The organism is Lactobacillus sp. XV31L, from assembly GCF_059900865.1.
This window is the reverse complement of the sequence record NZ_JBWXGC010000004.1, coordinates 1-23,199: the sequence shown is the minus strand read 5'-3', so window position 1 is coordinate 23,199 and position 23,199 is coordinate 1. Positions and strand designations below refer to the sequence as shown.

Here is a 23,199-nt window from a genome sequence, read left to right as displayed (position 1 = left end):
TGCTCTGCAAGTTGCCTGGTAATTATCAATTAATCACCACTGCTGGTCTGTGAATGAATTTGTGCATTTTTGCCCAACCCTGTATAATTAGGACAAGTAATTTATGAAAGTAGCCCACTATGTTTAAAATTATTGTTGAATTATTCTTTCTAGTGATTATTCAAGCTGCAATTACACCTTTTATTAGGCGTTTGGCCTTTGTTTTGGGGGCAGTCGACAATCCGAATAAGCGTCGTATTAATACTAAGCCCATGCCCACTTTAGGCGGATTAGGCATTTTTGTTACTTTTAATATCGGCGTTTTCGTCCTCTTGCGGGAACAATTTCCCACTCATGAGGCTTTTAGCGTTCTTTTAGCTTCTAGTGTAATAATCTTAACTGGCATCATTGATGACATTTTAGAGCTTAAGCCGCGCCAAAAAATGTTTGGTATTCTTGTTGGAGCTCTAGTCATCTACTTTTTGGGTGGGATTAAGATGAATGTGCTTAACCTGCCCTTTGTCAATAAGCAGATAGACCTGGGCTGGTGGAGTCTGCCAATCACCATTTTTTGGATTTTGGCCTTAACCAATGCAGTTGACTTAATTGATGGACTCGATGGTCTGGCTGATGGCGTATCGATGATTTCTCTGATTACGATGGGCATTGTAGGATACTTTTTCTTGCATACAGGTCAGTTGTATATTCCAATTAGTTGTTTTATGTTGGCAGCCTGTTTGCTTGGTTTCTTACCTTATAATTTCCACCCAGCAAAAATGTTCCTAGGTGATACTGGAGCCCTTTATATAGGGTTTATGATTGCTATTTTTTCACTCAAGGGTCTTAAAAACGTCACATTCATTTCATTATTAGTACCAGTCACGATCTTGGGTGTGCCAATCACAGATACCATCTATGCAATGATTCGACGTAAGCTCAATAACCGACCTGTTTCTGAAGCTGACAAGCACCACCTCCACCACCAACTGATGAAAATGGGCTTGACGCACCGCCAGTCGGTTTTGGCAATTTATGCACTTTCACTGATCTTTTCGTTTATCTCTTTGCTGTTTTTGCTTTCGCCGGTATGGGGAATGTGGCTGTTGATTGCTGGTTTAGTGCTTGCACTGGAACTCTTCGTTGAGTCAATTGGCTTGTTAGGGGAGAAATATAAACCACTTCTGCGCTTGACCGAAAAAATGATTAATGCGCGCAGCAAAAATGATCCAACAGTTCAGGTTTGGCATCTGGGTCAAGAAAAGCCAGACCAGTTAAAGAAAAAAACTAAAAAAGATTTTGATAAATAAATTTAGTATAGGAAAAGGCTGATGATTTTGCTTTTTAAAGCATTAAGTATCAGCCTTTTTCGATATGGATTTTTATTGCTCATGGTAGTTGGTTTTGCTGATAGGCAACTCATTATAGCGTTTTTGCCCGAGAGTAAATTCAACTTTGCCAGCCAAAAGGTTGGTCAGCTCATGTTCAACTTTTTGTTGAGTTTTTTCTTCAGTATAGATATGGATAGTCACATCAACACCATAATCAATCTTTGCGATAAAGATTTGCTCTTGTCTGAGAAAGTGTTCAACTTCGTCTAAGCGCTTGTATGCTATGTGAAAGCTGCATTCTTGTTGCAGAACCCGTTTAACGACGCCAATTGCTTCGACGCCCTTAGTGACACTATTAGAATATGCACGAATCAATCCGCCTGCGCCGAGTTTGATGCCACCAAAGTAGCGTGTGACGATAACTGTCACATTTTTTAATTTCATCAGCTGCAGTGCCTTAAGTTCAGGTACGCCCGCGGTACCTGATGGTTCGCCATTGTCGCTTGCCTTGACGTGCTCATCATTCAGACCAATTGTGTAAGCATAAGTATTATGACTTGCATCGCGGTACTTTTTGTTAATTGCAGCAATTGCTTGCTCAGCTTCTAAAATGGTAGTAGTGCGCACAAGGGTCGCAATAAAGCGACTCTTTTTGATGATGAGTTCATGACTGCCGTTTTCTTTAATTGTTAAGTAATCTTGCGTATTTAACAAAAATCTGCCTCCTTTTTGCGTAATTACTAGTGGAGAGTGAAAAATGGAAAATTTATCACATTTGGCTGGTCGCCAGTGGATTAGCAATCAAGAGGATTTTAGCACAAGAGCGGGGTTAACCAAAATCAATGCGATTATCAATAATCATTGCAGCCGTTGTGGTGCTAGTGTTGCAGCAAAGTTACCAAATGGAAAAAGCTATTGCAGGGCCTGTATCGGAATTGGCCGGATAGTTGAGGGCGACTTTTTGGTCCGCAATGATGGGACCGTCTCCTTTCCCCACCTTAAAAACGGAGTGTTGACCTGGCAAGGCAAGTTGACTAACCGGCAGGAAGCAATTGCCACTAGTCTCGTTAAAAACTGGGACAATAAGCAAAGTACACTAGTTCATGCGGTCACTGGTGCCGGTAAGACGGAAATGCTCTTTCCCGTGCTGGCAGCATCTTTATCCCGTGGTGGCCGCTGCTGTATCGCCACGCCCCGAATTGATGTGGTTAATGAACTGTATCCACGCGTTCAAGAAGCCTTTAGCAGTTTGACCATCGGCAAGTACCATGGACGGGAATACAAGGAACCTGGACTTGAGCAATTAACTATTTGTACAACTCACCAGTTGCTCAAATTCTATCGGGCTTTTGACTTACTTGTGATTGATGAGGCTGACGCCTTTCCTTATGATGGCGACTTGCAGCTTCACTTTGGTGCCCGTAATGCAGTAAAAACTACTGGCATGCGCATTTATTTGACTGCAACGCCAACTGAGAACCTGCTAAAGGAGGCCCAGAAGGGTAAAATACAGGTCTTGCAGCTTAATCGCCGCTTTCATGGTGGTCGCTTGCCCCAACCCAAAGAGCGCTTTTTCCTGCGTCCTTTTTTGCAAAAGGGTCAAATTAATGTACGCTTGTTAAAAGAAATCATCGCTGTCATTCAGGCAGGTCATCCCTTGCTGGTATTTGTTCCGCGAATTGACCAGATCCCGCTTTACTTGACCGCTTTAAAACAAGAAAAAGAGCTGCAAGGCGTCGCAATTGCTGGAGTTCATGCCAAAGATCCCCAAAGGTTGGAAAAAGTAACCCAATTTCGTACAGGAAAGCTGCAGTTGCTAGTTACGACAACTATCTTAGAACGTGGTGTCACCTTTAAACACGTGTGGGTTATTATCGTCCAAGCAGATGACCAGATCTATACTGCATCAAGTCTTGTTCAAATTGCGGGACGCGTTGGTCGTGCACCGGATGATCAAAGGGGTCTAGTTTTATTTTGTTACCGCAAGTACACAAATAGTATTCGGCAGGCGATGCGGCAGATTAGGATGATGAATAGATGAGTGACTGTCTACTGTGCGGGCAAACCTTTGTCCCGCAGACCTCGTTTTTACGCCTTTTCTCTTGGCAAAAAGGTCGTCCCTCATGCTTGTGTCACCACTGCCTAGCCCAGTTTCAACGCTTGTCCCAAGTCAGATGTCAGGTCTGTTCTGGTCCACTTGGCCAAGGCCAAAAAAAGATCTGCACCGACTGCATGAGGTGGCAGCGCATTTACGGTGCCAATTTACTGTATAACAGTGCAATCTACCAGTATAACGCAGTCTTTCATGATCTGATGGTCAATTATAAACGCTATGGTGACTATGTTTTATGCCATGTTCTCCAAGAATTGTCCTATCGCGAACTAGAAAAGACTAAAGCAGATTATTATGTGCCTGTACCGACCTCGCCTGAACATGTTGCCAGGCGACAATTTGATACGATTGCGGCTATTTATGGTGACTTGGTAAATTTAAGCCCAATCTTGGGTAAAAAAACCGGGTCAAGTGCACAGGGTGAAAAAAGCAGAAATGATCGCTTGCAAAGCAAACAGAGTTTTTTTGTTAAAGAAAACCTTAATTTTGATCTAAATAATCGCAAGGTTTTACTCTTAGACGATATTTATACTACAGGGCGCACGCTGTACCACGCACGAGATGCGCTCTTGGCGGTTTTTCCTAAAGCCCAAGTAATGAGTTTCTCCATTTGCAGGTAGGATAAATCCTTGTTCAGTGCTTTTAAGTTTTGCTATAATATAAGTAACAAAAGCTGCACAAGCAGTTGAAAGGAGAGTCTCATATGTTAAAGTATAATGTTCGTGGTGAAAATATTGAGGTAACTGATGCTTTAAGGAGTTACGTTGAAAAGCGCCTAAAGAAATTGGAAAAATATTTCGAACTGAACCAAGATATGCTTGCTCACGTTAACTTGAAGGTATATCGTGACCACACGGCCAAGGTTGAGGTTACCATTCCACTGCCATACTTGGTATTGAGAGCTGAAGAGACAACTGATGACATGTATCGCAGCATCGACTTTGTTTCCGAAAAGTTGGAAAGACAGATTAGGAAGTACAAGACGCGCGTCAACCGGAAGAGTCGCGAAAAGGGCATGAATGACTTCTTTGTTGACGCTGCAGAAGAGCAAGATGAAGAAAAGAGCAATAGCAGCAATGAGTTTGCCATTGTGCGCAACAAGCATATTGGCTTGAAACCGATGAGTCCAGAAGAAGCGGTTTTGCAAATGAACATGCTGGAACATGATTTCTTTGTTTTCCGCGATGCCGAAACTGATGGGACTAGCATCGTTTACCGAAGGAATGACGGCCGTTACGGCTTGATTGAAACAAAATAAAAAGTGCTGTCTAGGTAAGGCCCCACATTGAAGTGTGAGGTCTTTGTTTTGTTTATTTTTCATTTACGGCTAATCATGTTAAAATTATCATGTGTTTTTATACATTACTACATATAAGGATCGATTAAATGGTAAACATTTTAAAGAAGCTATACAACAACGATAAAAGAGAACTAAAGAAGTTCGAAAAGATTGCAAATCAAGTTGAAAGTCATGCTGATGAATACAGCAAACTTTCTGATGAAGAATTGAAGGCCAAGACGCCTGAATTCAAGGAACGCTTGGAAAACGGGGAAACCCTAGATGCTATTTTGCCTGAAGCTTTTGCCGCAGCACGTGAAGGTGCTAAACGAGTGCTTGGCCTGTACCCATTCCATGTACAAATATTAGGTGGGATTGCTCTGCACTTTGGCAATATTGCTGAGATGATGACTGGTGAAGGTAAGACACTGACTGCGACAATGCCGGTTTACTTAAATGCACTGACGGGCAAAGGCGTACACGTTGTTACTGTTAATGAATACTTGTCCAGCCGGGATGCTGAAGAAATGGGACAACTATACAAGTGGCTTGGCTTAACGGTTGGTTTGAATCTCAATTCAATGTCGCCAGATGAAAAGCGGGAAGCTTATTATGCTGACATTACCTATTCGACTAACTCTGAATTGGGTTTTGACTATCTGCGAGACAACATGGTTGTCTATAAAGAACAAATGGTTCAACGTGAACTTAACTACGCAATCATTGATGAGGTTGACTCAATCCTGATTGATGAAGCCAGAACTCCGTTGATCATTTCTGGAGAAGCAGAGCAGGCTAATGGTGACTACATTCGGGCTGACCGCTTTGTTAAAACTTTGCAAGAGGACAAGAGCGATGATGATGTTGATGACAACGAGGACCATGGCGACTACAAGATTGACTGGCCAACGAAGACAATTTCGCTAACTAGGACCGGCATTCAAAAGGCTTGTGACCACTTTGGGTTGAAGAACTTGTACGATGTAGAGAACCAAAAGTTAGTCCACCACCTTGATCAAGCTCTTCGGGCCAACTACATCATGCTTAAAGATATTGACTACGTGGTTCAAGATGGCGAAGTTATGATTGTTGACTCATTTACCGGCCGGGTAATGAAGGGACGTCGCTATTCTGATGGTCTTCACCAAGCGATTGAAGCTAAAGAAGGGGTTAGGATTCAAGAAGAGTCTAAAACCCAAGCTACAATCACCTACCAAAACTTCTTCAGAATGTATAAGAAATTGTCCGGAATGACTGGTACTGCCAAGACAGAAGAAGAAGAGTTCCGAGAAATTTACAACATGCAGGTTATTACTATCCCAACCAACCGCCCAAAAATTCGAAAAGATCGGCCAGATATGCTGTATCCGACTTTGGACTCCAAGTTTGCCGCAGTTGTTGATGAGATCAAGGAGCGTCATGCAAAGGGACAACCGGTTTTGGTTGGTACCGTTGCAGTTGAAAGCTCAGAAAGGTTGAGCAACCTGCTAAACCAAGAAGACATACCGCATGCCGTTTTAAATGCTAAAAACCACGCCAAGGAAGCCCAGATTATCATGAATGCGGGCCAACGTGGTGCTGTGACGATTGCCACCAACATGGCTGGTCGTGGTACTGATATTAAATTGGGGCCTGGTGTTAAGGAACTGGGTGGATTGTCGGTTATCGGTACTGAACGACATGAATCACGACGAATCGATAACCAGCTTAGAGGCCGGTCAGGCCGACAAGGTGATCCTGGCGTAACACGGTTCTACCTTTCGCTTGAAGATGATTTGATGAAGCGCTTTGGTGGCGAACGGGTCAAGAACTTTTTGGATCGCCTATCTGATAATGATGATGACAAGGTTATTGAAAGTCGGCTCATCACCCGCCAAGTTGAGTCTGCTCAAAAGCGTGTTGAAGGCAACAACTACGACACGCGTAAGCAGACCCTGCAATATGACGATGTGATGCGGATACAACGTGAAATCATCTATGGCGAACGGATGCAAGTCATCGGTGAGGAGAATTCGCTCAAGGATGTTCTGATTCCGATGATCCGGCGCACTATTAACAGTCAGGTAGATATGTTCACTCAAGGTGACCGCAGCAATTGGCGGCTAGACTCACTGCGAGATTTCATCAGCTCGAGTTTAACCACTGAAGAAGCTGCTGATGCAATTGACTTCAAGACTATTACAGTTCCTGAATTAAAGCAGAAATTGTATGAGATTGTTGACCAGAATTACAAGGAAAAGAAAGCGATCCTGGCTGATCCGTCTGAAATGCTTGAGTTTGAAAAGGTTGTTATTCTGCGAGTGGTTGATGATCGTTGGACCGACCATATCGATGCAATGGACCAATTACGTCAGTCAATCAGCTTGCGTGGATACGGTCAACTCAACCCGCTTGTTGAGTACCAGGATTCAGGCTATAGCATGTTTGAAGAAATGGTTTCCAATATTGAGTTTGACGTAACCCGTCTGTTCATGAAAGCTGAGATCAGGCAAAATCTTACCCGGTAAAGTTAAGATTAAGGGAAAGCAGCAGCTTTCCCTTTTTGCTTGAGAAGCATAAGGAGAATATTTTCAATGGAAGTAAGCGAAATTCAAAGCGAACTGGACAACTTAAAAAAGCGTCTAGATCACTTTAGGGGGTCTCTTTGACCTTGAATCTATTAACGAAAGCATCTTAGTCAATGAAAATAAGATGCAAGAGCCATCGTTTTGGGAAAATCAAGAGCAAGCGCAAAAATTAATTGCAGAAAACAATTTGCTAAAGGAAAAGCGTGATTCTTTCGTAAGCTTAGAAGAAAACTACCAAAATGAGATAACGGCACTAGAATTGCTTCGTGAAGAGGCAGACCAAGACTTGCAAGAAGAAGTTGAGCTGGATTTAAAGAAGTTGCAGACAGCCTTTCACGACTATGAAATGGACCTGCTCTTATCTGGCAAGTATGACCAGCACAATGCACTGCTTGAAATCCACCCTGGAGCTGGCGGTACTGAAGCCATGGATTGGGCCCAAATGCTGTTCAGGATGTACCAGCACTATATAGATAGCCGTGATTTCAAGTTTGAAATCAACAATTATGAGCCCGGAGAAGAAGCTGGACTCAAAAGTGTTAGTGCGCGAATCGTTGGGAAGAATGCATACGGATTACTAAAGTCTGAAAATGGCGTTCATCGGTTAGTGCGAATTTCACCCTTTGACTCAGCCAAAAGAAGGCACACCTCTTTTGCATCTATAGAAGTTATTCCCGAGGTTGACGACAGTATCAAGATTGATATTAACCCCAAGGATCTACGGATTGATGTATACCGCTCAAGCGGGGCTGGTGGCCAGCACATCAATAAGACATCAAGTGCAGTCCGGATAACCCACTTGTCAACGGGTTTTGTTACTACATCGCAGGCGCAGCGGTCGCAACTGCAAAACCGGGAAACAGCAATGAATGAGCTGCGTGCAAAGCTTTTTCACCTGGAAGAAGAGAAAAAGCGGCAGCACAAGCAGGAATTGAAGGGTGATCAAAAAGAAATTGGCTGGGGTTCCCAGATTAGGTCGTATGTCTTTCACCCTTATAATTTAGTTAAAGATTTGCGCACAGGCTATGAAACGTCTGATACAAGTGGTGTAATGGATGGAAAGCTGCAGCCCTTTGTTTATAGTTACTTACAATGGCTGCTCAGCCAGAATAATCCAGAATAGGTGAGAAAATGAGTTTTTGGGGAATTATTGGTATTGTTTTACTTGCAGGAATTATCTTGAGTATCATCTTTGCAATCTTTCATATTTTATTCATGTTGTTACCTGCTCTTATCGTGATTGCAGTGATCATTTGGCTGATTAATCGTTTCACTAAAAATGATGATAACAATATAGCAAGCGGGTCAGACTTCAAAGCGGACAATTGGACCAGAACGTGGGGTGGGACTGAATCAAGACCACCGCGCAAGAAGGTTCGGGATGCTGAAACCAAGGATGTAGATAAGTAGTCTAAGGGGCAGAATATGGCAAATGCAGTCAAGCTAAAAAACTTAATTCGCGACAATAAAATTGTGCACGTTGTTCAGGGCAAGGCAGATATATCTAATAAGGAAATATTGGTTTCTGATATTTATCGGCCAGGGCTGGAATTGACGGGCTACTTTGATTTTTACCCGCAAAAACGGATTCAGCTTCTTGGGCGAACGGAAATCTCCTACGCGGCTCGACTGGACCATGAAAGCTTAGTACATGTCTTTAGCAAGTTGTGCACGCCGGACACGCCTTGTTTCTTTGTCTCACGCTCACTTCGGGTACCGCCAGAATTGGCTCAAGCAGCAGACAAGGCCCAAATCCCCATCTTATCTTCTCGTGAATCGACAACTTACGTTTCTAGTATTCTGACTGAATACTTGCGTGAACGCTTAGCAATTCGTGATACTGTCCATGGCGTTTTAGTAGAAGTTAAGGGTCTGGGAGTCCTTATAACAGGGGACTCAGGCGTTGGCAAGTCTGAGACTGCGTTAGGCCTGATTCATCGCGGTCACCGCTTGATTGCTGATGACCGGGTTGACGTCTACCAAAAAGACGTTGAGACCGTGATGGGGGAAGCTCCCCAAATTTTGAAGCACTTGATGGAAATTCGTGGTATTGGCATCATCGACGTTATGGACTTGTTTGGTGTTGGTGCCGTGAAGAACCGCGAAAGTATCAAATTGGTCATCAAGCTGGTTAATTGGGATAACAAAGTTAATTATGACCGCCTTGGCTTTGAAGAAGGCAAGAGAGATATTTGTAACGTAGAGGTGCCGCAGGTTACAATCCCAGTTAAAGTAGGGCGCAATATGGAAGACATCATTGAAATTGCGGTGATGAATTTCCGCGCAAAACAAATTGGCTACAATGCAACTGAGACCTTTGACCACAATCTGAGCAAGTTAATTGCCCAGAATTCCCACACTGATACAGAAAAGGATGAGAGCAAATGATGTTAACAATCAACCCAGTTGCATTTAATTTAGGTGGCTTGAGCGTTAAGTGGTATGGCATCATTATGGCTGCTGCAATTGTTCTAGCGGTTTCAATGGCAATCGTTGAGGGACGCAAAAGGCAAATTGCGAGCGACGATTTTTTAGACCTGCTCTTGTGGGAGGTGCCTATTGGCTATGTTGGTGCCCGTATTTACTATGTAGTATTTGAATGGGGCTATTATTCCCAGCATCCCGATCAAATCATTGCCATTTGGAATGGCGGCATTGCCATTTATGGCGGCTTGTTAGCAGGCTTGGCAGTCTTACTAGTGTTTTGTTACAAGAGGATGTTGCCACCCTCTTTGATGCTGGATGTGATTGCACCAGGAGTTATGGCAGCCCAAATTTTGGGGCGCTGGGGCAACTTTGTTAACCAGGAAGCGCATGGCGGACCAACCACATTGCACTTCTTGCAGTCCCTGCACCTGCCGGAAGTTATTATCAGTCAAATGAAGATAGGCGGAGTATATTACCAACCTACTTTTTTGTACGAGTCATTTTTTAACTTGCTCGGTTTAATAATTATTTTGTGCCTTCGTCATCGCAAGCACTTATTCAAGCAGGGCGAGGTTTGTATGTTTTATGTTGCTTGGTATGCAGTTGTCCGCTTTTTCGTTGAAGGCTTGCGGACAGATAGCTTGTACTTAGGTGGCGTTATCCGGGTTTCACAATTAGTGAGCCTGCTTTTGTTAATTGGTGTTTTGGTATTATTCACTTACCGCAGGCTTGTGGTCAAACCGAAGTGGTACCTTGATGGCAGTGGTTTAAAGTATCCCTATACTAGAGATTAGAAAAAATACGTTAGTAAAAGAAAGTCTGGTAGAAAATGACAAAAATTGCAGTTTTAGGAGCGGGTTCATGGGGGTCTGTTTTAGGCTCAATGCTCGCTGACAATGGTAACGATGTTGTGTTGTTTGGCAATAACGAAAAAGTCAACCGCGAAATCAATGACCACCATACCAATAGCCACTACATGAAAAATTGGAATGTCAACCAAGAAGTTCATGCAACAGAAGATTTGACCAAGGCACTGCAGGACGCGCAAATTATCCTCTTTGTTTTGCCTACCCAGGCTATTCGCAGCGTGGCCCAAAACGTTGGGACAATCATTGCGCAAAGCGGGCAAAAGCCACTTTTGGTGACAGCGACCAAGGGGATTGAACCGGGATCTAAAAAGCTTATTTCTGAGATTCTGGAAGAGGAAATTTACCCTAATGATCCAGACCAAATTGTGGCCATATCTGGTCCTAGTCACGCGGAAAGCGTTGCTGAAAAGGATTTGACCGCTATTTCTTGTGCTTCAACCAGCATGGCCAATGCCCAGCATGTACAAAAACTATTTTCTAATGATTACTTCCGCTTGTATACCAATGATGACTTGCTGGGAGTGGAAGTTGCTGGCGCAGTCAAAAATGTCATTGCTATTGCAGCGGGCATTTTGGTTGGCAAGCACTATGGCGATGATGCAAAGGCCGCACTGATGATCAGGGGATTAGCTGAGATTACCCGCCTTGGCGTTAATTATTTCGGGGCTAAACCGCTGACCTTCAGTGGCTTGGCCGGTATTGGCGACTTGATTGTAACCTGTACTTCTGTTAACTCGCGCAATTGGCGCTGTGGTAAGCAGTTGGGTGAAGGTAAGAGCTTGGATTATGTCCTCAAAAATATGGGTCAGGTAGTAGAAGGTGCAACGACAGTCAAGGCAGTTCATGAGTTATGCAGCGAAAAGCATATTGACATGCCAATTAGTGAAGCAATCTACCGGGTCATGTACCAGAATACTAACGTTGATGATGAGATTACCCAGATGATGGGCAGAAGTCCTAAACAGGAAATTAGACTTTAGTCCTTTTTCATTGTAATATGTACTTACTAAAAATAAGAAGGAATATAGGGTGAAAAGATGACTAAAAGTTATGACGTAATCATTATTGGTGCAGGTCCTGGCGGGTTGACTGCTGCCTTGTATGCCTCACGGGCCAACCTATCAGTTTTGCTGCTTGACCGTGGTCTTTACGGTGGCCAGATGAACAATACTGACATGATCGACAATTATCCCGGCTTTGACGAAATCAAAGGGCCAGATTTGGGTGAAAAAATGTACCACTCGGTCATGCGCTTTGGAGCTGAATTTGAATATGGCGATGTCCAAACAGTTACGCTTGCTGGCAACAACAAGATAGTAAAGACTGACACAGGAGAATACAGTACGCCTGCCTTGATCATTGCAAGTGGGTCTGACCACCGCCACTTAGGTGTTCCTGGTGAAGAGGAGTATTCTGGCAAGGGCGTTTCTTATTGTGCCGTTTGTGATGCAGCCTTTTTCAAAGATGAAGATATTGCAGTAATCGGTGGCGGTGATTCAGCTATTGAAGAGGGCATCTACTTGGCTCAAAGTGCCAAGTCCGTCACAGTGATTCACCGTCGCGACCAATTAAGGGCACAACCGACACTGCAAAAGCGAGCTTTTGCAAATAAAAAGATGCACTTTATCTGGAATGCTCTAACTGAAACAGTTGATGGTGATGACAAGAGGGTAACTGGAGTTACTTATAAGGACAAGGAAACTGGCGAAGAAAAGCAGCTAGCTGTTCACGGCGTCTTTATCTATGTCGGACTGCTGCCACAGACTACGCCGTTTAAAGACTTAGGCATTACTGACGAAAAGGGTTGGATCCCAACGGATGAACATATGCGCACCAAGGTAGATGGAATTTTTGCTTTAGGCGATGTCCGAGCCAAGGACCTGCGTCAAATTGCTAATGCAGTTGGTGATGGCAGTATTGCTGGTCAAGAAGCATATAACTATTTGCAAGAATTAAATGATTAAGAAAAAAAGAATTCAGCTTGAAGGTTGGATTCTTTTTTATTTTGCAGATAGCAGGGATGATAAATGCTAGAATAAAGATTATAAAAACAAATTTATGCTGGAAAATTGATCATAAGAATAGAGGACGAAGCAACAAATGAATGCAGAAGAATTATTTCAAAAATGGCAGTCAGAGGCTAAGATGCCAGACTATTTACAGAGCCAACTAGCAGAACTGGGTCAAAGTCAGGAGTGGGTCAAAGACGCCTTTGGTCAAGATATCAACTTTGGTACTGCAGGAATGAGGGGACAGCTTGAACCAGGCACAAATCGGATTAACCTGTTTACAATTGGTCGGGTAACCGAGGGCCTGGCTCGCTTAATTGACCAGCAAGGTTCCCAAGCTCAAAAACGGGGCGTAGTTATTTCCTTTGATTCACGCTATCATTCAAGAGAATTTGCTGAACATGCAGCACGTGTTCTGGGGGCCCATGGCATTCACGTTTACCTTTTTGATGACCTGCGCCCAACGCCAGAATTGTCTTATGCTGTGCGTCATCTGCATGCCTATGCAGGCATCAACATTACGGCCTCGCACAATGCCAAGCAATACAACGGATACAAGGTATATGGTGAAGATGGTGCCCAAATGGGACCGGAAAACGCTGACCAAGTTTTTAACTATATGCAAAAAGTTGAAGATATTTTCAACGTTAAAGCCGCACCAGTTGAACAATTGCGTGCTAGTGGACTTTTGGAGCTAATTGGTGAAGACCTTGATGAGGAATATTTGGCTCAGCTGGCTACAGTTAACGTTAACCCGCAACTAATTAAAGAAAACGCCGACCAGCTAACCCTCATTTATACGCCACTTCACGGTACAGGCAAGATGCTTTATGAACGTGCATTTAAGCAGGGTGGTTTTACTAATGTGATTCCAGTTCCAAGTCAGTCAATCATTGACCCAGAATTTCCCACTACCAAGAAACCTAACCCTGAGTACCGCGATGTCTTTGACCCAGGCATTGAATTGGCTAACGCCAAGGGAGCAGACCTTATTATTGCAACAGATCCAGATGCTGACCGCATGGGTGCATGTGTCAAGACCAAGGATGGCAGTTTCCAGGTTTTGACAGGGAACCAGATTGCCACTTTGATGATTTACTACTTGTTGGTAAATCTAAAAAATAGTGGCCAATTAACAGGTGATTATGAGCTCATAACTTCGATTGTCTCCAGCAGCATGCCGGCTAAAATTGCCCGGGACTTTGGCATCAAAACTAAGTCTGTTCTGACTGGTTTTAAGTTTATTGGGGAAGAAATCGACCGCATGAACCAAGAACACGATGGCCGGTTTTTGATGGGCTTTGAAGAGAGCTATGGCTACCTCTTCAAGCCCTTTGCCCGTGACAAAGATGCAATGCAGGGAGCGCTCATGTTTGCAGAAGTAGCCGCTTATTATGCTGTGCAAGGCATGACCGTCTTTGATGGCTTGCAAGAAATCTGGCAAAAGTATGGCACTTCATACGAGCTTACCAAAGCGGTTGAGATGCCTGGCATTGGTGGCCAAAAAAAGATGGCAACAATTATGGCCAACTTGCGCTCTGCTAACCTAAGCGAGATTGCAGGCGTCAAGGTGGTCAAGGTGCAAGACTTTTTAAAACAAGAAGAAATAGTCGCTGGTCAAAGCATGCCACATACTGGCCTGCCCAAGTCCAATGTTTTGAAATACTTCCTGGAAGATGAGACCTGGCTTGCTCTTAGGCCATCAGGAACCGAACCAGTTATTAAGGCGTATGTTGGAGTTAATAAGCCAGATATTGGAACTGCTAAGAAAGCAGCCGCAGATTATCAAGTTGCACTAGCTAATTTGTTGAAATAAAGCAAAAATTATGCGAAAATACGTTCGATAGAGTAAAATATACCTGTGAATTAAAAGTTGGGCGATCTGTCCAACTTTTTTACGAGGAGACAATCTATGATTAAACGACAAGATAAACGCAAATTTGAGCTTGTATCCAAGTATAAACCGGCTGGTGACCAGCAACAGGCGATTGACAAACTGACAGACGGCTTTAAAAAGGGTTATAAGGAACAGATTCTTGAAGGTGCCACCGGTACGGGCAAGACGTTCACGATGGCCAATGTTATTGCCCGCTTGAATAAGCCGACGCTGGTTATTTCGCATAACAAGACATTAGTTGGCCAATTGTACGGCGAGTTTAAGGAATTCTTCCCCAACAATGCAGTTGACTACTTTGTCTCCTACTATGACTACTACCAGCCTGAAGCTTATGTGCCCCAGTCCGATACTTATATTGAAAAGGATTCGGCAGTTAATGATGAGATCGACCAGTTGCGTCACCAGGCAACAAGTGATCTTATGGAACGAAATGACGTTATTGTCGTTGCTTCTGTTTCTTGTATTTATGGTTTGGGTGACCCCCATGAGTATGCCGCAAGTGTGATTACCATCTATGAAGGTGATGACTATGGCAGAAATGTCTTGCTGCGCAACCTGGTCAATATCCAATATGACCGCAATGACATTGACTTTCAACGGGGGCGTTTTCGCGTGCGCGGAGATGTGGTTGAAGTTTTTCCAGCTGGCAATTCAAACCATGCATACCGGATTGAATTCTTTGGTGATGAGATAGATCGAATCGTTGAGGTGGACTCGCTAACCGGGGAAGTAATTGGCGAGCGCAAAAGCATTTCCTTGTTTCCTGCGACACACTTTATGACAAATGATGATCAATTGCGCCGCGCCCTCAAAGCCATTGCGCAAGAGATGAAAATCCAGGTGAAGGACTTTGAAGGCCAAGGCAAGTTGCTTGAAGCCGAGCGGATTAAGCAACGAACAACCTTTGATATGGAAATGATGGGTGAAGTAGGCTATACCAATGGGGTTGAAAACTATTCTCGTCATATGGAAGGTCGCAAAGAGGGCGAGCCACCTTATACACTGCTTGACTTCTTCCCAGATGACTTTTTGATTCTGATTGACGAATCCCATGCCACAATGCCCGAGATTCGGGCCATGTATAATGGTGACCGTAACCGGAAGAAGACTTTAATTGATTACGGTTTTCGCTTGCCATCGGCTCTTGATAACCGTCCACTCAAGCTTGAGGAGTTTGAGCAGCATGTCAATCAGATTATGTATGTTTCGGCGACGCCTGGGGACTACGAACTGGCTAGGACAGACCACAAGGTGGAGCAGATTATCAGGCCAACTGGATTGCTGGACCCTAAGATTGAAGTTAGACCGGTGGAAGGGCAGATTGATGACCTGGTGGGCGAGATTAATAAGCGGATTGAACGCAATGAGCGGGTCTTCATCACTACGCTGACGAAAAAAATGTCCGAAGATTTGACCGACTACCTCAAGGATCTTGGCATCAAGGTACAGTACTTGCACTCAGATGTTAAAACATTGGAACGGATGCAGATTTTGCGTGATTTGCGTTTGGGCAAGTATGATGTTCTGATTGGCATCAACTTGCTGCGTGAAGGGATTGATGTGCCAGAGGTTTCGCTGGTAGCGATTCTTGATGCAGACAAGGAAGGCTTTTTGCGTGCATATCGGCCGCTGGTTCAGACAATGGGTAGGACCGCACGTAATGCTAATGGCCAAGTAATCATGTACGCTGACACCATCACAGACTCGATGCGTAAAGCGATTGAGACAACGCAAAGACGGCGCGAGCTTCAACTTAAGTTTAATGAGGATCATGGGATCACGCCCAAGACAATTGTTAAGCCGATTCGAGACGTTATTTCAGCAACCAAAGCAGTGGATGACGATTTGACCAGTGACAGCTTTGCAGACCTGAACTTTGATGAGCTGACTGCCAAGCAGAAGAAGGAAATGATTTCAGACCTGCGCAAGCAAATGCAGGAAGCAGCTAAGAAACTGGACTTTGAAGGTGCAGCCACGCTGCGTGATGCGATTATGGAGCTTGAAAGCTCCACGCGTAAACCGATTAAGAAAAAGGGTAAAACACTAAATGGTAAATGATAAGATTGTAATTCGTGGTGCACGTGAACATAATTTGAAAAATATTGACCTTTCCATTCCCAAGGATAAGATGGTGGTAATTACTGGCTTGTCAGGTTCTGGCAAGAGCTCTCTTGCCTTTGATACTTTATATGCCGAAGGGCGCAGACGTTATGTTCAATCTTTATCGAGCTATGCTCGACAATTTCTGGGTCAGATGGACAAACCCGATGTTGATGCAATTGACGGACTGAATCCAGCAATTTCGATTGACCAGAAGACAACCTCACACAATCCCCGTTCTACTGTAGGAACTGTCACGGAAATCAACGACTATCTGCGCTTGTTGTGGGCCCGCGTAGGCCATCCAATCTGCCCTAACGATAACACGCCGATTGAGCGTCAGTCTGTCGAACAAATGGTTAATCGGATTTTGCAATTGCCAGAGCGCAGCCGAATTCAGCTTCTAGCACCAGTTATCCGCTCTAAGCGGGGTGCACATAAGGAAGTATTTAAGCGGGTTCAGCGTGCTGGTTATGTCCGCGTCATTGTCGATGGCAAGATGCACGAAATTGGGGAAGACTTTGACCTGGACAAGAATAAACGGCATACCATTGATATTGTGGTTGATCGTTTGATTGTTAAAGAGGGAATTCGTTCACGTCTTTTTGATTCTGTTGAAGCAGCACTGCACCTGTCTGATGGTTATATGAACGTTGATGTCATTGACGGTGAAACGCTCAATTTCTCTGAATATTATGCCTGTCCCAAGTGTGGTTTTACCGTAGGGGAGATGGAACCACGACTATTTTCCTTTAATGCCCCCTTTGGTGCATGTCCTGAGTGTGACGGACTAGGTGTCAAATTAGCCGTTGATGAAGACTTGGTCATTCCAGACAAGGACAAGACACTAGCTGCTGGGGCCTTAGTACCCTGGAAAAATTCCAAGTACTATTCCACCATGCTTGAGCAAGCTTGTCAGGCACTCAAGATTCCGCTAGACAAGCCTTTTAGTAAGCTCACAACAAAGCAGCAGGAGATGATCTTGCATGGGTCGACCAAGAAGATCAAGTTCCACGTCACTGGCGACTTTGGGGTTAATGACACGACTGCACCCTTTGAAGGAGTAATTGAAAATGTAGAGCGTCGCTACTTGCACCCCATGTCCAAGTTCATGCGGGATGCAATGGGCAAGTATATGACAGAATTGACCTGTACAACTTGTCAGGGCAAGCGGTTAAATCGCAAGGCATTAGCTGTTAAGGTGATGGGCAAGGATATTGCAGAGGCATCTGAATTATCGATCAACCGTTCACTTGGATTTTTTGAGACCATCAAGCTCAACGACCAGGAAACAGCTATCGCCAAACCGATCTTAAAGGAAGTGCGTGACCGCTTATCATTTTTAAACAGTGTTGGGCTTGATTATTTGACTTTGTCACGGTCTGCTAACACTCTGTCAGGTGGAGAAGCCCAACGCATTCGTCTGGCTACGCAAATTGGCTCTAACCTGTCTGGAGTCATGTATGTGCTCGATGAGCCGTCAATTGGACTGCACCAGCGCGATAATGACCGCTTGATTGCAGCTCTAAAACGGATGCGCGACTTGGGCAACTCCTTGATTGTAGTCGAACATGATGATGAGACCATGAGACAAGCCGATTATCTTGTCGATATGGGTCCTGGGGCTGGTTCTTTTGGCGGCGAAGTAATGGATGCTGGTACTCCGCAAGAGATTGAAGAGCGGGCTAAGTCGTTGACGGGGCAATACCTAGCTGGGCAAAAATTTGTCCCGGTACCTCTCAAGCGGCGAAAAGGCAGCGGCAAAAAGATCACCGTGACCGGCGCAGCCGAAAACAACTTGAAAAATCTGAAAGTTGACTTCCCACTAGGCAAGTTCATAGTCGTGTCAGGCGTCTCAGGTTCTGGTAAGTCGACTTTAATCAACATGATTTTAAAACGGGCTCTGGCACAAAAGTTGAATCGCAACCAGACTAAGCCGGGTAAGTACAAGAGCATCACAGGTTATAAAAACATCGAAAAGATTATTGACATCGACCAAAGTCCAATCGGCCGCACGCCCCGCAGCAACCCTGCCACCTATACCAGTGTTTTTGATGATATCAGGGCTCTATTTGCCCAAACCAATGAGGCCAAACTACGGGGCTACACCAAGGCCCGTTTCTCCTTTAACGTTAAAGGTGGACGTTGTGAAGCTTGCCATGGCGATGGAATTATTAAAATCGAAATGAACTTTTTACCGGACGTTTACGTGCCCTGTGAGGTTTGCCATGGCAGCCGCTACAACTCTGAAACAATGGAAGTCACATACCGCAAGAAAAATATTGCCCAAGTTTTGGATATGACAATTAGCGAGTCTTGCGACTTTTTCAAGAACATTCCTAAAATTGCGCGCAAGCTGCAGACGATTGTTGATGTTGGACTGGGCTATGTCAAGTTGGGCCAGTCGGCTACCACGCTGTCTGGTGGTGAGGCCCAAAGGATGAAGTTGGCTGCTGAGCTGCAAAAGCTATCCACAGGCAAGAACTTTTATATTTTGGATGAGCCAACCACTGGTCTGCACACGGATGACATTAAGCGCTTGCTCGAAGTCTTGCAGCGTCTAGTGGACCAGGGCAACACTGTTTTGGTAATTGAACACAATTTGGATGTTATTAAGAATGCTGACTGGCTAATTGATCTTGGTCCTGAAGGCGGCGAAGGCGGGGGCCAAATCGTGGCCAGTGGAACACCAGAACATGTAGCAGAGGTCAAGGAAAGTTACACCGGTAAGTACCTTAAGCCCGTCTTAAAACGAGACACGGCCCTGTCTAAACGTACGGGTAAAAAATCAAACAAATAGTATTTATTTAATTGGAATAAAGAGTAGAATAGTCGACAAGGAGGAATAAAGATGGATAATTTTAGTTACAGGGAGAAACGGGGCTTTAACTGGGCCGCTTTCATCTCTGGTGTTTTAATGATAATTGCTGGCCTGTTCTTAATCCGTCACCCGGGTACGGCCTTGCGCGCATTTGTGCTGCTTTTTGCAATCTTATCAATTGTGCAGGGTTTTGTGTGGTTAGTGGTTTATAGCCGCTTTCGTTACGTGGTTCCCAATAGCTGGCTATCAATTGTTTCGGGAGTTTTAGATATCCTTGTAGGTATCTTATTCCTTTATTCATATGATACTGCTGGGTTGACCATCGCGTACCTATTTGCCTTCTGGTTCTTGTTTGATTCTATCTCAGGAATCATCTTTTCATGGCACTTGCGGGATGTTTCCAGCTTCTATTCATGGATGAATATCATATTGAATGTTCTTGGCTTGCTGATTGCGATTAGCTTGATGTTCAACCCAGGTTTGTCTGCTTTGACCTTAATTTGGCTAATTTCGTTCTGGTTATTGATTTTTGGAATCAACCAAGTCATCGCGGCCTTTTTCAACCGCTAAAAATAATTATGCAATTACAAAAGTTCGAAAAGAGCTTTTTTTTTGCATAAAAAACTGGAGAAACGCCCGGTATGTTATAATTTGGGTGATAGGAAGTTGGAAAAATGGCTGAAAATAAAAAACAATTGTTGATTGTGACAGGCATGAGTGGTGCAGGTAAAACTGTGGCCGCACATGCTTTGGAAGATATGAATTATTTTGTGGTTGACAATTTACCTCCGACACTGCTTCCGAGCTTTTGGAATCTAATTGTCAATTCTGATGATTTTACCAAAGTGGCAGTTGTGGTTGACCTGCGAATTAAAAGTTTTTACAAAGACTTGCTCAATGAAGCAAATTCACTGGAAGATAATGGCAGCGTCCAAACCCGGATTGTTTTTTTAGATGCGTCTGATGACACCCTGGTTGCTCGCTATAAGGAAACGCGGCGGGTGCCACCACTAGCTACTGGTGGTCGCCTCCTTGACAGTATCCAAGATGAACGACGCATTTTGACCGGTATCAGGAACCGGGCCAATGACATTATTGACACCTCCAATTTGAGTTCTAAGGAATTGAAGCAAAAGCTCATCGATGAGTTTAGCGAACGACACAAGCAGCCCTTTTCGATTGAAGTGATGTCTTTTGGCTTCAAGTATGGAATGCCGATTGATGCTGACATTGTGATGGATGTCCGTTTTTTGCCCAATCCTTTTTATATTCCTGAACTACGCCCCTTCACTGGCTTAGACAAGCGGGTTTTTGACTATGTGATGGATAAGAAGGAGACCAGGAGCTTTTATCAAAAGCTGCTTGATCTCGTGCAAAGTGCCTTGCCAGGCTATATTAAAGAAGGAAAGAGCAAACTAACAATTGCTATTGGCTGCACAGGGGGCCAGCACCGCAGCGTTGCGATTGCACAGCAGTTGGCGCACGATCTTGCCCAAAGTTATGCGGTGGATATTACTCACCGTGAGATTAGGCGCTACACTAGAAAAAGGTGAAAAGATGAATTATAAGGATGCAGAAAATATGCAGCTAACTAGAGGCAGACGCCCCCGGGTAGTTGTTATTGGTGGCGGCACAGGCCTGCCAGTAGTTTTAAATGCCTTAAAAGATAAGGATGCAGAAATCACAGCAATCGTGACTGTCTCAGATGACGGGGGCTCTTCTGGTTCCATTCGCAACTTCATTAACGTTGTTCCGCCTGGTGATATTCGTAATGTGATAGTCTCATTGAGTGATATTCCACAAGAAGAGAAAGCTGTCTTTCAATATCGTTTTGACTCTTCGGATGCCTTCTTTTCAGGTCATGCGATTGGCAACTTGATTATTGCTGCTCTAAATGAAATGCATGGCAACATTTTTGATGCTGTGCAGTCCTTGTCAAAGATGATGAATGTTGATGGCCATGTTTATCCAGCCTCAAATGAACCGTTGACTTTAAATGCAGAATTTGTTGATGGCAGCATTCAAGCTGGCGAAAAAGAGATCACGGACATGGACAAGCGGATCAAACGAATTTGGGTTACTGATACTTATTCAATGTCAGAGCCTAAAGCTGTAGCTCCAGTAATAGATGCAGTTATGCAGGCTGATGCCGTTGTTTTAGGGCCAGGAAGCTTGTTTACATCAATCTTGCCCAATCTGGTAATTCCTAATTTACGTGAAGCGGTGTGCAAAACCCGAGCAGAAGTGATTTATATCTGTAATATCATGACCCAGTTAGGTGAGACTGATCACTTTTCTGACCGGGACCACGTTACAGTAATTAACGAGCACTTGGGTGGTCACTATATCAATACGACCCTGGTCAATGGGGCCAAGATTGATATGTCTAAGTTTAACCCCAATGATTATGATGCCTACATGGAGCCCGTTAAGAATGACTTTGTGGGTTTGCGGGCGGAAGGCTGTCGGGTAATAACCGATGACTTTATTGACCAGCGCAACGGATTAGTATTCCATGATGGCAAAAAGGTGGCTCGGGAAATCATCAACCTGGCTTTTGCCGCAATGGCTCGCAGAAAGGAATAAGAATAATGGCAAGCTATGCAAGCAATGTGAAAAAAGAATTGACGGCACTACCAATAAGTTCCGAACACGCTAAAGCAGAACTAGCTGCTTTTTTGCGGATGAATGGCGTCTTGAACTTTCATGATCATCACTTTAGCTTGGATATCACTACCGAGAACCCAGCAATTGCTCGACGCATCTTTTCGCTGATCAAGAGCGCTTACCGAATAGAACCGCTGTTAATTGTTTCGCGTAAGATGAAATTAAAAAAGAATAACCAGTATTTAGTGCGGTTACAGACACACGTGCGTGAGGTATTGAGCAACTTGGAAATATTGGAGCCTTCTTCGGGGCTTATAACCCGGATACCTAGTCGGATTACTGCTTCGCGTGAAGGTGCCATGTCTTATTTGCGCGGGGCCTTTCTGGCTAGTGGCAGTGTCAATAATCCGGCAACTAGTCGCTACCACCTCGAAATTTATTCAGCATATGAAGACCATAATGATGACTTGCTTGAGCTGATGAACCACTACTTCCATCTCAATGCTAAGAGCACAAAGCGTAGGCGAGGTTATATAGTGTATCTCAAAGAGGCCGAAAAGATCGGTGACTTCCTCCACATTGTTGGCGCTTTGAATGCCATGCTGGCTTTTGAGGATTTGCGCATCATGCGCGACATGCGTAATTCAGTCAATCGCCTAGTCAACTGTGACACTGCCAACTTAAAGAAGACCGCAACAGCTGCTGCCAAGCAGGTTGAGGATATTGAACTGATTGAGCGCAAGCTTGGGTTGGACAATATTCCCGAAAAGTTGCAGGGTCTGGCGCGTTTGCGTATGGCCAATCCAGAATTATCTTTGAAAGAAGTGGCGCAGCAGGTGCCGGATGGTCCGATCTCCAAGTCAGGTGCTAACCACCGCTTCCAAAAACTACATGAAATAGCACAAAGTTTAGCCAATTAAAAAAGTCCTTCGAAAGTGAAGGACTTTTTTTAATGACTTGAAGTGACAATAAGCTCAATTCCACTATTAACAATATTGTTTGCTATATCTTTAGATGGCATTTTATCAGTAATAATTGACTGAATTTTGCTTGAATCAAAATCTGATAATAAAATATCGAAAATTGCAATTTTAAGTTGAACACCCTACTTGATCTGATAGATGCAATCTAATCTTCTTTCATATAATTCATCGGGTGTGTGGTAGGCTAAGATCTTGCGGGGCAGGTTATTGCACCATTCCT

Annotated in this window: 19 protein-coding genes; 18 read left to right on the top strand and 1 reads right to left on the bottom strand. The window is 44.1% G+C overall.

Features of this window, described 5'->3' with window-relative positions; all coding sequences use genetic code 11:
- Nucleotides 1-119: 119 nt before the first annotated feature.
- Nucleotides 120-1,286, top strand: a complete 1,167-nt coding sequence (locus tag AC2JF7_RS03520) for a glycosyltransferase family 4 protein (RefSeq protein WP_500727176.1) — start codon at nucleotides 120-122, stop codon at nucleotides 1,284-1,286.
- Between the two features lie 72 nt (nucleotides 1,287-1,358).
- Here AC2JF7_RS03520 and AC2JF7_RS03515 read toward each other — a convergent pair whose 3' ends face one another.
- On the bottom strand, nucleotides 1,359-2,021 hold the full coding sequence (locus AC2JF7_RS03515) for a YigZ family protein (protein ID WP_500727174.1): 663 nt from the start codon (nucleotides 2,019-2,021) through the stop codon (nucleotides 1,359-1,361).
- Nucleotides 2,022-2,064: 43 nt separating this feature from the next.
- Here AC2JF7_RS03515 and AC2JF7_RS03510 point away from each other — a divergent pair, with 43 nt between their 5' ends.
- The 17 genes from AC2JF7_RS03510 to whiA all read left to right on the top strand — a co-directional run bounded on the left by AC2JF7_RS03510 (nucleotide 2,065) and on the right by whiA (nucleotide 22,916).
- Entirely contained in the window at nucleotides 2,065-3,348 is a 1,284-nt protein-coding gene (locus AC2JF7_RS03510; RefSeq protein ID WP_500727172.1) for a helicase-related protein, read from the top strand.
- Nucleotides 3,345-4,040, top strand: coding sequence for a ComF family protein (locus AC2JF7_RS03505; RefSeq protein WP_500727170.1), 696 nt, complete (start codon nucleotides 3,345-3,347; stop codon nucleotides 4,038-4,040). The genes AC2JF7_RS03510 and AC2JF7_RS03505 overlap by 4 nt, the downstream gene beginning before the upstream one ends.
- A gap of 83 nt (nucleotides 4,041-4,123) precedes the next feature.
- Nucleotides 4,124-4,678: a ribosome hibernation-promoting factor, HPF/YfiA family gene (gene hpf / locus AC2JF7_RS03500; protein WP_500727168.1), complete on the top strand. Its 555-nt coding sequence runs from the start codon at nucleotides 4,124-4,126 to the stop codon at nucleotides 4,676-4,678.
- 128 nt (nucleotides 4,679-4,806) lie between these two features.
- A complete protein-coding gene (secA, locus tag AC2JF7_RS03495) occupies nucleotides 4,807-7,206 on the top strand; it encodes a preprotein translocase subunit SecA (RefSeq protein ID WP_500727167.1) in 2,400 nt (799 codons plus the stop codon).
- 66 nt (nucleotides 7,207-7,272) lie between these two features.
- Nucleotides 7,273-8,389 (top strand): peptide chain release factor 2 gene (gene prfB, locus AC2JF7_RS03490; protein WP_500727165.1). Its coding sequence is split into 2 segments (ribosomal slippage): nucleotides 7,273-7,344 and nucleotides 7,346-8,389, totalling 1,116 coding nucleotides; the frame shifts between segments, so codons are not numbered across the junction.
- Between the two features lie 8 nt (nucleotides 8,390-8,397).
- The gene (locus AC2JF7_RS03485) at nucleotides 8,398-8,676 is read left to right on the top strand and encodes a hypothetical protein (RefSeq protein WP_500727163.1); all 279 of its coding nucleotides are present in this window, start codon (nucleotides 8,398-8,400) and stop codon (nucleotides 8,674-8,676) included.
- A gap of 15 nt (nucleotides 8,677-8,691) precedes the next feature.
- The gene (gene hprK / locus AC2JF7_RS03480; protein WP_500727161.1) at nucleotides 8,692-9,654 is read left to right on the top strand and encodes an HPr(Ser) kinase/phosphatase; all 963 of its coding nucleotides are present in this window, start codon (nucleotides 8,692-8,694) and stop codon (nucleotides 9,652-9,654) included.
- Nucleotides 9,651-10,487 carry a prolipoprotein diacylglyceryl transferase gene (gene lgt, locus AC2JF7_RS03475; RefSeq protein WP_500727159.1) on the top strand — a complete coding sequence of 279 codons (837 nt, stop codon included), beginning with the start codon at nucleotides 9,651-9,653 and terminating at the stop codon, nucleotides 10,485-10,487. Before hprK ends, lgt begins: the two co-directional genes overlap by 4 nt.
- A 35-nt stretch (nucleotides 10,488-10,522) precedes the next feature.
- Nucleotides 10,523-11,542: an NAD(P)H-dependent glycerol-3-phosphate dehydrogenase gene (locus AC2JF7_RS03470; protein ID WP_500727157.1), complete on the top strand. Its 1,020-nt coding sequence runs from the start codon at nucleotides 10,523-10,525 to the stop codon at nucleotides 11,540-11,542.
- Nucleotides 11,543-11,599: 57 nt separating this feature from the next.
- The gene (gene trxB, locus AC2JF7_RS03465; protein ID WP_500727155.1) at nucleotides 11,600-12,526 is read left to right on the top strand and encodes a thioredoxin-disulfide reductase; all 927 of its coding nucleotides are present in this window, start codon (nucleotides 11,600-11,602) and stop codon (nucleotides 12,524-12,526) included.
- A gap of 136 nt (nucleotides 12,527-12,662) precedes the next feature.
- Nucleotides 12,663-14,387 (top strand): phospho-sugar mutase, encoded by a 1,725-nt coding sequence (locus AC2JF7_RS03460; protein ID WP_500727153.1) that lies wholly within the window; start codon nucleotides 12,663-12,665, stop codon nucleotides 14,385-14,387.
- Nucleotides 14,388-14,483: 96 nt separating this feature from the next.
- A complete protein-coding gene (gene uvrB / locus AC2JF7_RS03455; protein ID WP_500727151.1) occupies nucleotides 14,484-16,526 on the top strand; it encodes an excinuclease ABC subunit UvrB in 2,043 nt (680 codons plus the stop codon).
- Nucleotides 16,516-19,368: an excinuclease ABC subunit UvrA gene (gene uvrA / locus AC2JF7_RS03450; RefSeq protein WP_500727149.1), complete on the top strand. Its 2,853-nt coding sequence runs from the start codon at nucleotides 16,516-16,518 to the stop codon at nucleotides 19,366-19,368. The genes uvrB and uvrA overlap by 11 nt, the downstream gene beginning before the upstream one ends.
- 51 nt (nucleotides 19,369-19,419) lie before the next feature.
- Entirely contained in the window at nucleotides 19,420-19,959 is a 540-nt protein-coding gene (locus AC2JF7_RS03445; protein WP_500727148.1) for an HdeD family acid-resistance protein, read from the top strand.
- Between the two features lie 104 nt (nucleotides 19,960-20,063).
- Nucleotides 20,064-20,942: an RNase adapter RapZ gene (gene rapZ / locus AC2JF7_RS03440; protein WP_500727146.1), complete on the top strand. Its 879-nt coding sequence runs from the start codon at nucleotides 20,064-20,066 to the stop codon at nucleotides 20,940-20,942.
- A 4-nt stretch (nucleotides 20,943-20,946) separates the two neighbouring features.
- A complete protein-coding gene (locus AC2JF7_RS03435; RefSeq protein ID WP_500727144.1) occupies nucleotides 20,947-21,975 on the top strand; it encodes a gluconeogenesis factor YvcK family protein in 1,029 nt (342 codons plus the stop codon).
- A 5-nt stretch (nucleotides 21,976-21,980) separates the two neighbouring features.
- Nucleotides 21,981-22,916 carry a DNA-binding protein WhiA gene (whiA, locus tag AC2JF7_RS03430; RefSeq protein WP_500727142.1) on the top strand — a complete coding sequence of 312 codons (936 nt, stop codon included), beginning with the start codon at nucleotides 21,981-21,983 and terminating at the stop codon, nucleotides 22,914-22,916.
- Nucleotides 22,917-23,199: the final 283 nt, after the last annotated feature.